This window comes from Pedobacter sp. AW31-3R (assembly GCF_052180285.1).
In the GTDB taxonomy this organism is placed as follows: domain Bacteria; phylum Bacteroidota; class Bacteroidia; order Sphingobacteriales; family Sphingobacteriaceae; genus Pedobacter.
Map to the genome: position 1 here is coordinate 3,772,629 of NZ_CP197475.1, position 12,227 is coordinate 3,784,855.

Consider the following 12,227-nt stretch of genomic DNA (forward strand, 5'->3'; position numbering starts at 1 on the left):
TTACTTGATAGATAAAAGCGCATCACTGAGTTTTCTCAAAGTAGATTCAACCTGCTTTTTCTTAAGGTCACATTCCCATATTTCAATTATATTCCAGCCTTCTCTTCTGAGTTCTTCATTAGACTTCGAGCCCCTAAGTATGTTTCCATTAATCTTATTAACCCACCATTCAGTCCGGGATTTTGGAATAACGAAATATGGGCACCCTTGATGACCATGCCAAAAACAGCCGTGAACAAAGATTACCGTTTGATATTTTTTGAGTACAATATCTGGCTTGCCAGGTAATTTTTTATTATGAAGGCGATATCTAAAACCTTTGGAATGAAGATATTTTCTTACAAGAAGCTCAGGTTTAGTATTCTTACTGCGGATACGTGACATGTTATAACTTCTAGTCTCCTTAGAATGTACATCGGTCATATTAAGGTAATTGCAACTATAATGCCAATATTAAAATATTTTTGAGTTCCAAAATAACATAAACGCTAAAACTGAAAAAGATCATGCTTATCCTTCAGCTTAACATCTTCAACCATATGATGATCTATATTAGTTAAATCCTGGATATATAAGTTACTTAAAATTTCATATTTAACAAATAGTCTCAGCATTTTCTTATACGCAAGACTGTTATGGTAAGGTACTCCTAATCTGTCGGACAGCTTTAGGTCAAACCTGTCGACAGAGTGTGACGTAATAAAACTTGTTTGAGATCTTCTAATACTTGATTATTTAATTTTCATTGTTTAATAACAATTCACTATAATTGAATAACTCTATATATTCAGATTTGAATCCATCATTACAAAAATACCTAACCGCCTTCCAACGTCTTAGACGTGCAAATACGTGTTATGGCAAAGCTCCACATAAACCTGTTCTGCTTATCACCTTATTAGAACTAGTCAATAGAGGGCTTGTAACAGATAACAGGTTTTGCGTAAGCTCCGAGCTTGTGGGGACGTTCAAAGAAAATTGGCAGTTACTAGTACCAACCTTACACCAACCAGATTTTAAACAACCCTTTTTCTACCTGCAAAGTGAGAAAATTAATGGAGAAGGTTATTGGAGTCTACAACCAAAACCTGGTTGCCAAATAAATAGCCATATAAGTTCAATAAACACCCTAAAAGCCGTCTGTGAAAAAGGATACTTCACACACGAACTTTTCGACATCATGCAAACCCCACTTGATAATGCGATACTCACAGATCATCTTTTAAACCTGTACTTTAGCGATCATAAAGATACATTCTTTAAAGCCAAAAAACGTGGAGAAGGATATCTGCATGAACAGGAAATCAGTATCTTGAATGAGCCGGAAGCGCGAACGAAACATATAAGTATACATACTGAGGAAGACATTTTTGTGAGAAACGGTCTGTTCAAGCGTCTTGTACCGAAAGCATACCTTCATTGCTGCAGTTTCACAGGCATGAAGTTGAATAGCACTTATGGACATAGCTTTGTAGATGCCTGTCACATTATCCATTTCAACATTACCCATAACGACAGTATCACTAATGGAATTGCACTGTGCCCAAATCTGCATCGTGCATTCGACCGTGGTCTGGTAAGTCTGGACGATGATTACCAGATCCTCGTATCCGATCACATCTACGAAGATGAAAACCACCCTTATAGTCTGAAGAAGCTGAAGGCGAAAAAGATGTATCTACCCGTACATCAAAATGCTCATCCTGCCTTAGAGAATTTGCGATGGCACAGACAACATATTTTTAAAGGGTAAAACCAGAAACTGTAATCATATGTCTAAAAAGAACAAATTCACTACATATTGCCTTTAAAATACTCACGCAACTCCTCATCTTCAAAATACACATAACAGCCCTTCATACCCCTAGTCATCAACGTCCTATAAGTATTCTTAATAATAGACCTCACCAGTGCTTTAGTTTCTTCAGGTTTCTCAATCATCCTCTTTTTGTAACCAAATATAGATTTATCTGATTTTGCCCTGCTTCCCGGATGAGTAAGCACCTTACCATCCACCAATCTCAAATCCTTACCCACAATCACCCCTATGTAATCTACCTCCAGGCCCTGGCAGGTATGTATACAACCGATTTCCTTAACAGATTCAGGACTAATAATCCATAAGCTTCCATCAACAGTCAGGTTCCACTGCATGCCAAAATCAAACTCAGGGATAATCACATCATTCACCGCCGGATTCCTCCTGCTATTCCATTCCCAGCAGTAGCCAGCAACCATACGCGATTTATTATTGATATTATTCTTTTCAACGATTTCCTTCCGCAGCGCATTAGGATCATCAAAGATCCGAAAATCATAGTCTATACCTTCCAGCGTTGGATTAGCCGTCTCCCGTATTTGCAGCACATTGTCGAGCCAGGAGAGATAACCATTCGACCCCCCGCAGCGGAATTGAGAACTCAGTTCCATCTCCGTCACCTCAGCATCTACAATACCCGCCCAATGCCTGACTTCATCAATAGAGCCTATATCATTGATATGAACCCTCTGATCTTCATCCAGGAAGAAAACTGTACACTGTGCGGCATTAATAATCTCTTTCACCTGGTTATCACCAAGGTTATTATACAAACCAGACTTTTCATTTAACCGGTGTGCTTCATCCACAATAAGCGTATCAAAGGTATTTGGTTTCGTATTAACGTATGCACCAGACCCACCAAACAAATTGGAAATTACTGTTTTCTTAACTGTACCCGTAAGCTTGCGTTCAATCACAGCCCGGGGCGCTGCATTTTTAGAGACATATTTTGATAGTAATTTCCTGTTAATAAGCTCAACCAATAAATTGATGGCGACAACGGATTTACCCGTACCTGGTCCGCCTTTTACAATGAATACCTGCTTCTTATTAAGGTCAGCAATAGTCGATAATTTCAAAGCCGTTTCATAAACGATTTTCTGCTCATCGATCATCACAAACTCTGAATTTCCCTGCAGCATGGATGCTATGCTATCCATCAGCATTTTGGAAGGTTTAAAACGCCCCTGATCTATTCTGAACATCAGTTTGCTCTTGTCGCCATAACGCACGTACTGCTTAATGAACTCACGTAACCTCACCGCCTCCCCTTTCAGAAAAACCGGAGCTTTTTCAATATGCGTAGCATAATGCACATTTCTGATCACATCATCGTTTACGTAATTATGTAGATAAGCACAAGGTATCAACTGGATATCATCAACTGAAACCGTTTCATTGAAATTTTCAAGCAGTGATGCGTATGACCACGCCTGATAAGAAGGATGTGTAAGTTCACGCTCAGCCCCTCCTACATAGGAATGCACAATTGCATCTTTCGACGAGATCAAAGCAGAAGACCATTGCTTTAATTCAATAATCACTGCGTATTCCTTTTTATCCAGCCCCTGACCGGTAAGAATAAAATCAATTCTTTTTGCACTCTGGGGAATTTGGAATTCAATTGATACGCCACAATCATCTGGAATCGCCTGATCATTCAATACCCTGTCCATATATTGCATGGAATTTTTCCAGGAAAGAATTTCCTGCTTGCTGACATCAGACCTCAGATTTTTCCTGAAGAATTCCCGGATCTTAACTTCAATCTGATCATTGAGTACATCCTCATTAAAACCCGTTTTAGTTGCCTGATAAACTATCATCTATTGAAAGGTTTATAATTCATCATATTTCGTGGCATTACCTTTGGCCTTGTCTACAGGATATTTGTCGGCATTTCTGCTGATTTTCGCCAGCACAATTTCCTTGACATCGAACTTATACTTTTCAGCAAGCAGGAAAGCATAAGCAAATACATCAGCCAATTCATCCTTTACTTTCTCTTCCTTTGCCAGCTCACTCTCTTTCCATAGGAAGGTTTCCAGTAACTCACCTGCCTCTATGCTGATAGCCAGTGATAAGTCTTTAGGATTGTGAAACTGTGCCCAATCCCTTTGATCCCGGAATTCCAGAAGAGCTGATGTGATTTCTTTGATATCTGACATGAAGTAACTTTTTGTATTAAAGATAACAGTCTTACTACTTTATTATAACAACACAGCAGTTTTACTCAAAAAATTCACATTCAAGAATATCAAAAGATAGCTTTCTGCATATTTTACCTGTTTGGGAAAGTCATATTTTGATTCATTACGGATAAGTTAGGCGATATGAAATGAATTTTGACATGGCCCAACAAAAAACAGAGGAATTATTTACTTTGCGACATGATAAAAAAGATACTTGCATTGATATGTTTCTGTACTTTGGCCTTGTTTGCTTATGCAAAGGCACAAGACAAATATTTCAAATTGCTTCCTATCTGAATTCAAGAACTTTCAAGCTTAGTTTTCATTGCCGTTTATAAGTGATATGCTCGTGGTGGTTTTATTAAATCACGTGGTGAATGATCTTTATGAGAATATATTTTAGATCTGCTGTTAAAAATATAATTTGTTTATCAGGAATAAAATAGCATTATTTGAATAGAAATTAAAATGATGCTCCCCTAATGAAGAAATTATTATTTCTCACCCTATTTATTTTTCATGTAGTCTGTTTAAATTTAAGTTCTTTCTCCCAGAATCTGAAAGAATTCAAGAAAGTAGATAAATTTAAATTATCAGATTACACTATAGAAGTGTATTTCAAAGACCCCCTACTTGAACTAATCAAAGCATATCCGAATTTTGACGAAAAGGATAACCAAGCTAAACATAAACTTCTTTCAGACTACTTACGCCATAACAGCCTTTATGTTTTTCAATCCATCAGGAAAAATAAAGTGCAAAAGAATTATGAATTATTAGGAAATCCAAAGAATTTACGAGGTAGGAGCTCTTTCAGCTTAAACGTACAGACAGCTGATGGTGTATTGGAGAAAAACATTGATAAAGTTAATCTAAGTGGGGAATTCTTCGAACACATGGTTCTTTTTCAATCTGAAAGAGGCAAACAGGCAATAGGAAAAGGCATCCAAATCTGGGGATATTTCGTTAAGATTGAGCCTTATGAGACTTTTAAAAATAGGATCACAGAGCTGATTCAAATGGATATTGAAAATTCTATTCCCGTTGATTTACTGGCTAAAAATCCGGAAACAATAGAACCTCTATTTGATTATCAAAGGTTTGGCTTATCTCGCGTAAAAAACCGTAAAGTTACAATATCTGTACTCCAATATGACTCTTTGGGCAATGTGTTAAACAAATACCCAAGAGTAGAAAATGATGAAGATCTCTATTTATCTTCTACCAGTAAAGAACTGATCTGGGTAATGGCTTTTCCCTGGTTTTCTGCTCAGGATAGCGTCGTCAAAAGCGGGAATCAGGTTAAGGTGAACAGTAGACTTGAAAATATAAATCATTACCTTAAAGATATCAGTGTATTCCTCAATCCGACAACCAGGCAAGTGGAAAGAATATCAGGTAAGCTAATTATTCATGGTTATGGTAGTGAAGGTCATTCCACTTCTGATATGCTTTACGTCGCTGAGTTCGCTCCTATCGGTGAGTCTACATTACCAAAAAATATTAAATACACTGGCTTGAACGATAGGGAATTTAAAAAACCTGCATTAACTATTGATGTTGAGTACGAACTAAATTAAGTTGTAATGCCAATAATTGTATTTGATCAGGCTTAAACAATATGGTAAACAGGCCATTTTCATAAATAAAAACGACCTGTTTTGTCCTATGAACTATGATTGGGTTCAACTCTTAAACAAAATAAAGCTAAACCAACAGAATAGTTCTGATCCTTCAACCTCATCTATCTTTTATTAAAAATTCATTATCATACGGAACGATGTCCCATTTGATCTGATTATTATATATAAATGGAAAATCTTCCAATTGATAGAGCTGTGGCTCATAAAAATCAACCAACAACTCCTTTAGTGCCAACCCATTAAAAATAATAGATTTATTATAACAGAATTCATTTATGAAAAAGATATTTTTTCCAGGTACTGATTTCTTCAATTCCATTGAAGGATACAAGAAGAAATCTTTCAATCCGGAAGCTCGTTTTTTCGACTCCGCATGGAAGCTAAAAAGCTCATCATCAAATTTACCAAACCGTAAAGCCCAATATCTTTCATTAGTAATTAAATCTCCCTTTAGATTCACTATGAATAACTTAGCCTTTTCATAATAAGATGCATCTAATCCATTTCTCTGCAAAAAACCTAAAAACCTGTCTGATACAAAAGCTACATTTTTTTGATGGCTATAATAATCGAAGGCTACCCTTTTGGTAGATTTGGTAATGACCATGTACAATTCATCAGGAAACTTGTATTCATCGACCGGAGGAAATTCCATTTGAGATGGATTAAATAGTTTCCATCTTTGATCAGGCATGTATTTTGGCCTGACTTTATCAAAAATGTCTTTGATTATAATTTCATCAGTTAATGGATAACCGACCGGAACTTTAGCCCTGTTAAACCAGATAAATAAGTCGCTCATAATTAAAAATCACTATACCTCCCGTTATATAGAATTGATAATTCAGTATAACAAACCAGATCGAAGCCATATAACTTTTCTCCTAGCAGTTCTTCCCTCACCAGGTTTGAACAAAAAATATATTTTTGGAAGGTGGAATCCAATGGTATAAACATATCCTCTATCACATCATTTGGCACAATCGTCTCAAATCTGTCAATTCCAAATCCTGCTTTGCTTACTAAATCTGCATTTGCATCTTTCTTAACATGGAATTTAGACTCTGAATAATTGATAAAACTAGTTTTCTCTAAAAATCGAAGATAAAAATAGACTTTATCAGTTATCTCCTGACCACTGCTTGAACATACTTTTAAAGGAACATATTGAACATTTTCTTTTTCCACATGATTTTCAAGTACGGCTAAAAAACTCCTTGAAACAATAAAACCACTGCCAAAGGGATAATAATCGAATAACAGAAGTTTTTCCCGGCAGATCAGCCACAAAAAATCAGGAAATTCAATTCGCTTCTTCCCCCGGATGCTCGCCCATTCATACGCACGCTCAGCCATCGGGTTATCCATATCGAATTTCTCCGACAATACGCCATCTAAAAATACCGGTACGCCCTTTTGCGGTTGAGGCCATAAACAGAATATATCTTTCATGTACTTGCTGATTAATTCATGTAATCTTTTACCATTCTGTAGTGAATACTTATGACATCGCAAAAACCGGACTTCTATCCGGTGATGTGATATGATCAGATAACGTCTTTGCAGGCCTTAAATCAAAATAATAGCCATAATTATGTTCATCCTCGTATTCAGGAACCTTCCTTTTCAACCCCATTACAGTCAATAAATAATTACCTGCATCAAGCCTATATTTCTGTCCCGTATATTCAAATTCTTCTTTCCCCTCTGCCCCAGACTCAGTAAGATATCCGGTATAGTCTGCTGTAGTGCCGAAGTTCCCGGGATTCCAATTGTGGAACTGCGCAAGAGAAATGAACCATAATGAATTGCTGTTATCAATCTTCAAATTAAATTCACCCTCTTGTAAAACAACTTCCCATCTATCATAAAGACTGTCTAAAGAAACTTCCGTACTGACAAAAATTGAGTAAGTGTAGGCGGGAATCTGGTTCACTGGCATCAATATGCCCTCCTGTATCGCTTCATTAAGATCTTCTTTTCTCTTACTAAAGTGAGCGAGTATTTTTTTGCTCTTTATCCCTTTAGATTTTAAAAACAACTCCAGGACAGTTGGAGAAAGTAACAAAAAACCATAATCATCTGCCGATATTTGACGTTCCACTTCCATTTTGTTATGATTTAATTACTAGTTTTTCATTATGCTTAAGTTACAGATGAGATGTTGGATTGCAGATGATGTGCAATTGATACACGATTACAAGTGTAGGCCATATTTTATCGTTAATCACAATCCCACATGGTGATGATGCTGTCTGAGTGGAGGCTTTTGAAAACATAAAATAAAGTACTGTATTGGTTACTGTCCTCGTAGTGCTGAATTGATTGCTCCGGCACAGCATCCGTCCATAATCCATCCTGATAGAACTCTGTCTTATAGAAAGAGCTTTTAAAGAATTCTTCTACTGGAATATCCTTTGCTAAGTGCTGATAAAAGGGTTTGGAACCATACCCTATAAATTTACAATAGTCACCATCCGCACAAGGCCAGCTCCAATCTTGCCATGTAATTAAATGCGGAGTTGTCTTCTCTAATTCAAAGTTTTTTTGTCCGGCAATATGTTGAATTTCCTCATCTGTCAAATTGGGATGTAGTTCACGCAATTGTCCCTTCAAATTTTTGAGGTCACCATCACAAGTAAATGAATCCAACTCATTTAACTTTCCACTGGCTAAACATTCCGGACAAATAGCCCCCAATTTCTGAGTACCATAAAATGATTCTCCGTCAAAACACATTTTACTCTGCCTGCAAATATCACAAGGTACTTCTGTATCCATAAACCCAACATACAGCTCCGGACTTTCAAAATATTTAAACTTCATAATTATCTGATCTTTTAATTGCCTTCAACATCAATTTAACACAACCGAACATGCTGCCACACTATATTTATTGGGGCCAGCAGTTCATTCACATTCTTCTGTAAGATACTCATCCGTATCAGACTATAATTTTTATTTCCCTAAACACGCATTAGCATACTATAGAGGCCTACTCACCTTATTTTGGCATCAATGGGTATGGTGATCAGTTTCTTTAGCACATCTGTGCGCTTATATCCATAAATATAAATACTTCCAGGATCGCAGGATCATGATAACAATAAATAAAACCAATAACTGGCTCGTAAATCTACTATTGGAACTGGCGATTATCATATCAAATTATAATTGGGGATAGATTCGGTTGATGTAATTAGAAATGTTTGATTTACACGGAGTAGATAAAAAATGAATTTAGTCAGAGCTTTTGATGAGATGATGTGATGGGTTTACAGTCTCCACGAATTCTTTATCCAGCCAAATTAGCATCTTCGTATCTCCCTGTTTTATTTACGCTTATCTGTATGGAATGTCCAAAAAAGATATCGTCATCATCGCAATAAATGGAACATGAACCATCCTGGTGAAAGGCTATGCTACTTATAGAAACCCGTTTTCTGAATTCTTCAGCTGTTATAAGTGCTTCTTCTTCGCCAGTATCTTCATCTGCTGAAAGCCAAATATCATTTTTGAGCGCAATCATTTTCTCTTCCATTTCCAAAAGCAGAGGGATGTAAAACCTTGATTTTAGCTGACGGTCAGCAAAAGCGATTAGCTTTTCAATTCCCCGGGCTGTGGTATGGTCAATAGTCAGTTCTATACTATCGTCGTCTATTTTTAGTTGTTTCTTATACCACTTGAGTTTTTCATCATAAGTCAGCATGCCAAATGACGGCAGTTCAATATTCTTGCTTTTAACTGTTGTCTCTTTAGGTGCTGCATACTTTTCATTACAAAGCTTGCTGAACCCTTCCTCCACTTCCCTTTCCGTAATGGAAAGCTTAAAAAATTTCAGCTTTCTAAAGAGCTCGGTCACATTCGTCGTAATGCGCTCTTCATCAAATACGATCTCAATTTCCTGTCCATTAATTTTCAGTTCCTGGTAATTCAACTTATTTGGCAAATAAATATTGCTTTCTGCACACCCATCATCAGCACATCTCACTAGCGTAAGGCCGCATTGAAAATGTTCACCTTCCGGGTGGGAATTTGTGACACGCCTTTCCTCATTCCAAAAATGTACGTTGAAGTGTCTGAGCACCAATAAAACTGAAAAGTCTTCGTTTGCAATTACAAAAGGCCTGTTTGTTGTCATCAGCCCATTAAGTTCTTCAGCATTTCCATGTCTTGCATTTTGTAGCAAGTCCATAAGTTTATAGTTCCAGGTTTCTTTCATTCGCTTTTAATTTTTCCAGGGGAGTTAATTTTGGAGTAGCAATTTTGGAATAGCGTTGTACGCTACTTTAGCACTGCCAAAGAAATTTTGCAGTTTTTCCTGCTTTGCAGTCAAATAAATAAGCGATTCCACCACCAAAATTCATCGCTGTCCGATGGTCGGGACCTTCTTCCAATTGGGCAACAAATCTCATACTCACGTTACAACAATCACACTCCGGCGTTTCATCTCCCTGAATCCAAGTCGGTTCCCCATATAATTGTCCCAAAACTTCTCTTCTGTTTCCTTCCCAATCTTCTCTCGCACTATCATAATCTACAGCGTTTGTTTCAACCGTGTTTACACCATATTCTGTTTTTCGAATTGCCAATTCAACATCATCAGGGCTAAAAAATTCAAGGTTTTCGCCATGAACAACAATGACTTTATTCCCCCCGCCTTCCGGATCCCATTCCTCGCACATTCCCGGATCATTCGCACACATAAAAATCAATTCTAAACCGATGTCAGTCTTTATTTTTCCCTGATATTGCATTTCAGCTTCACAAGTCTGGCATCTCGGCCATTCAAGAGTTTTGTCGGTTTCTTTTACAGGAAGTCCGCCAAAACTCATTTCGTTAAGCAGATGCAGATTACTTCCTGAACTGTCGTTTATCAATAATTTGATCATAAGATTTATGTCTAAGATGAGGATTGTTTTTCTTGGAGACTACGTTTATTGGTGCAATTATCCTGGGACCAGGTTTTTAATAAACTCTTCAAAGTTATTTGCAATAACTATATCACGGTCTGCATCTGGTTCAATCCAGTTAACAGTTGGTTCCTGGAGATTCGTTCTGTAATCTAACGTGATCCACCAGTGCCCATCACCCAATATCAATACTTGTTTTTCAGGAAGATCCCATTCTGATGTCAAATAGGCTGTTGATAGTATTCCAACCTTATCAGTATCCTCGTCATTTATACCAAATAATTCGTCAATTTCATACCAGCCATCCATCCAAATACTGCTGTCGGCAGATTGCAAAATCATCTTGGCTGTTCTGCCACCATTTTTTATTTTCAGGAGTGCTATGAGTTCTGCAGGCAACTGAACATTCAGTTCTGTTTCTGCTCGTATAATTGACGCTGACGTCACCGGTCCAAACGTAGCAGGTATTGTTAAATCCCAGAAGTGCTGTATTTCCATAGCTGATGGTTAAGTTAATTTAAGTATTCGCCTGCTCATCCTGAACAGACCAGCCCAATCTTGTTTCCGTTTAACTACACAATTATAAAGCCAACCAGATATATCCATGAAAGAAAATTTCGTTACTTATCATTGTTGTTACCCAAAGCATTTTTTAGATAGAAAGACAAAGGAGTAAAACTGAAAATTTCTGATGAATAACTCAATTGCTATAAACAGGCATGATTTATGATCCTTATTGGTCGGGAAACGTTTGCTTATAAGCTATTTTTTCGGAGTTAAAAAACGGTATACCAGAGCAACAAGACACAATAAGAATCGCGTGATTTTGAGATTTGAAATACATTCCAAAACATAAATTAACAAGAATTCAATGATAAGAACTAAAACAGCTGCACTAAGAACTTTAGGTATCCTTGTAATGGGTATCATCACACAATCCTGTCATTCTCAAGACTTTGATTTATCAGCTCTCGTGCTTCCGGTAACGGAAAGCAGTATTACTTCGAAATTTAAACTCGAAGACCAGAAATTTCAGACAGCTGGCCTGGATGAATATATTTCTTTAGAAAAAGAGGTTTTATACTTTGAGGGCAAATCCCTTTATGGCAGCATTGACAACAGTCCTACCACATCTTACCTGGCCAATAATGTGAGATTTTATATTGACAAAAAAACAAACCAGGTGGAAGCCTACCGCCTGGAGACCAAAACAACCGCTGAAACCAGCAAATTAGAAAAGGCACTGGAAGCGAAATTTGGCAAAACCTTTTATTATTATAAAGATCCGGATATGAATTTCAGGATTTGGGAGTATAAAGGAAATACTTATTTTCTGGAAGTAAATTCTACCACTGTCTACAATGGTCAGCAGACCGTAACGGGTGATTTATGTGTGGTGAATAACAAATCTGAAGTATTTTATAATTACTATCTGGCAGGGGGATTTGGCTATTACCAGGATTACCTGCGGGCCAAAAAGAAAAGCCAGAAAAAAGTTTACACTTACAATGATTTCCTGAATGAGATGAAGGCTGAAGGGCGTGATTACTATTTGAAAAAAGTAGTGAGGTAAATACAGATGAATAAAAAGAGGCCGTCTCCTGATTGAAATCGATCCTTTAAGATTTGAAAATGCCCTCGTATGGGGTATGAATAA

General features: G+C 37.1%; 13 protein-coding genes. 3 read left to right on the forward strand and 10 right to left on the reverse strand.

Annotated features, from left to right (window positions below):
* Window positions 1-384 carry a very short patch repair endonuclease gene (locus tag ACSBL2_RS15565; RefSeq protein ID WP_442587462.1) on the reverse strand — a complete coding sequence of 128 codons (384 nt, stop codon included), beginning with the start codon at window positions 382-384 and terminating at the stop codon, window positions 1-3.
* A 796-nt stretch (window positions 385-1,180) separates the two neighbouring features.
* On the opposite strand from ACSBL2_RS15565, the gene ACSBL2_RS15570 reads away from it, so the two are divergent.
* Window positions 1,181-1,753, forward strand: a complete 573-nt coding sequence (locus tag ACSBL2_RS15570; protein ID WP_442587463.1) for an HNH endonuclease — start codon at window positions 1,181-1,183, stop codon at window positions 1,751-1,753.
* A gap of 41 nt (window positions 1,754-1,794) precedes the next feature.
* On the opposite strand, the gene ACSBL2_RS15575 is transcribed toward ACSBL2_RS15570, so the two are convergent.
* A complete protein-coding gene (locus tag ACSBL2_RS15575; RefSeq protein WP_442587464.1) occupies window positions 1,795-3,648 on the reverse strand; it encodes a DNA/RNA helicase domain-containing protein in 1,854 nt (617 codons plus the stop codon).
* A gap of 12 nt (window positions 3,649-3,660) precedes the next feature.
* Window positions 3,661-3,990, reverse strand: coding sequence for a nucleotide pyrophosphohydrolase (locus ACSBL2_RS15580; protein ID WP_442587465.1), 330 nt, complete (start codon window positions 3,988-3,990; stop codon window positions 3,661-3,663).
* Window positions 3,991-4,496: 506 nt separating this feature from the next.
* Here ACSBL2_RS15580 and ACSBL2_RS15585 point away from each other — a divergent pair.
* Complete coding sequence (locus ACSBL2_RS15585; RefSeq protein WP_442587466.1) at window positions 4,497-5,594, forward strand: hypothetical protein; 1,098 nt, start codon at window positions 4,497-4,499, stop codon at window positions 5,592-5,594.
* A gap of 160 nt (window positions 5,595-5,754) precedes the next feature.
* Here ACSBL2_RS15585 and ACSBL2_RS15590 read toward each other — a convergent pair whose 3' ends face one another.
* From ACSBL2_RS15590 to ACSBL2_RS15620, 7 genes are all read right to left on the reverse strand, one after another.
* Window positions 5,755-6,459 (reverse strand): Imm43 family immunity protein, encoded by a 705-nt coding sequence (locus ACSBL2_RS15590; protein ID WP_442587467.1) that lies wholly within the window; start codon window positions 6,457-6,459, stop codon window positions 5,755-5,757.
* A gap of 2 nt (window positions 6,460-6,461) precedes the next feature.
* On the reverse strand, window positions 6,462-7,109 hold the full coding sequence (locus ACSBL2_RS15595; protein WP_442587468.1) for an Imm43 family immunity protein: 648 nt from the start codon (window positions 7,107-7,109) through the stop codon (window positions 6,462-6,464).
* Window positions 7,110-7,158: 49 nt separating this feature from the next.
* Window positions 7,159-7,767, reverse strand: a complete 609-nt coding sequence (locus ACSBL2_RS15600) for a hypothetical protein (protein WP_442587469.1) — start codon at window positions 7,765-7,767, stop codon at window positions 7,159-7,161.
* Between the two features lie 113 nt (window positions 7,768-7,880).
* Window positions 7,881-8,483, reverse strand: coding sequence for a CbrC family protein (locus ACSBL2_RS15605; protein ID WP_442587470.1), 603 nt, complete (start codon window positions 8,481-8,483; stop codon window positions 7,881-7,883).
* 469 nt (window positions 8,484-8,952) lie between these two features.
* Window positions 8,953-9,879 (reverse strand): DUF2262 domain-containing protein, encoded by a 927-nt coding sequence (locus ACSBL2_RS15610; RefSeq protein WP_442587471.1) that lies wholly within the window; start codon window positions 9,877-9,879, stop codon window positions 8,953-8,955.
* 67 nt (window positions 9,880-9,946) lie between these two features.
* On the reverse strand, window positions 9,947-10,549 hold the full coding sequence (locus ACSBL2_RS15615) for a hypothetical protein (RefSeq protein WP_442587472.1): 603 nt from the start codon (window positions 10,547-10,549) through the stop codon (window positions 9,947-9,949).
* Between the two features lie 57 nt (window positions 10,550-10,606).
* Window positions 10,607-11,068 (reverse strand): SMI1/KNR4 family protein, encoded by a 462-nt coding sequence (locus ACSBL2_RS15620; RefSeq protein WP_442587473.1) that lies wholly within the window; start codon window positions 11,066-11,068, stop codon window positions 10,607-10,609.
* Window positions 11,069-11,441: 373 nt separating this feature from the next.
* Here ACSBL2_RS15620 and ACSBL2_RS15625 point away from each other — a divergent pair, with 373 nt between their 5' ends.
* The gene (locus ACSBL2_RS15625; RefSeq protein ID WP_442587474.1) at window positions 11,442-12,143 is read left to right on the forward strand and encodes a hypothetical protein; all 702 of its coding nucleotides are present in this window, start codon (window positions 11,442-11,444) and stop codon (window positions 12,141-12,143) included.
* Window positions 12,144-12,227 lie beyond the last annotated feature (84 nt).

Bases quoted from the DNA above. Each gene is read 5' to 3' on its own strand.
- ACSBL2_RS15565 (WP_442587462.1), bottom strand. From the start codon at position 384: ATGTCACGTATCCGCAGTAAGAATACTAAACCTGAGCTTCTTGTAAGA.
- ACSBL2_RS15570 (WP_442587463.1), top strand. From the start codon at position 1,181: ATGCAAACCCCACTTGATAATGCGATACTCACAGATCATCTTTTAAAC.
- ACSBL2_RS15575 (WP_442587464.1), bottom strand. From the start codon at position 3,648: ATGATAGTTTATCAGGCAACTAAAACGGGTTTTAATGAGGATGTACTC.
- ACSBL2_RS15580 (WP_442587465.1), bottom strand. From the start codon at position 3,990: ATGTCAGATATCAAAGAAATCACATCAGCTCTTCTGGAATTCCGGGAT.
- ACSBL2_RS15585 (WP_442587466.1), top strand. From the start codon at position 4,497: ATGAAGAAATTATTATTTCTCACCCTATTTATTTTTCATGTAGTCTGT.
- ACSBL2_RS15590 (WP_442587467.1), bottom strand. From the start codon at position 6,459: ATGAGCGACTTATTTATCTGGTTTAACAGGGCTAAAGTTCCGGTCGGT.
- ACSBL2_RS15595 (WP_442587468.1), bottom strand. From the start codon at position 7,109: ATGAAAGATATATTCTGTTTATGGCCTCAACCGCAAAAGGGCGTACCG.
- ACSBL2_RS15600 (WP_442587469.1), bottom strand. From the start codon at position 7,767: ATGGAAGTGGAACGTCAAATATCGGCAGATGATTATGGTTTTTTGTTA.
- ACSBL2_RS15605 (WP_442587470.1), bottom strand. From the start codon at position 8,483: ATGAAGTTTAAATATTTTGAAAGTCCGGAGCTGTATGTTGGGTTTATG.
- ACSBL2_RS15610 (WP_442587471.1), bottom strand. From the start codon at position 9,879: ATGAAAGAAACCTGGAACTATAAACTTATGGACTTGCTACAAAATGCA.
- ACSBL2_RS15615 (WP_442587472.1), bottom strand. From the start codon at position 10,549: ATGATCAAATTATTGATAAACGACAGTTCAGGAAGTAATCTGCATCTG.
- ACSBL2_RS15620 (WP_442587473.1), bottom strand. From the start codon at position 11,068: ATGGAAATACAGCACTTCTGGGATTTAACAATACCTGCTACGTTTGGA.
- ACSBL2_RS15625 (WP_442587474.1), top strand. From the start codon at position 11,442: ATGATAAGAACTAAAACAGCTGCACTAAGAACTTTAGGTATCCTTGTA.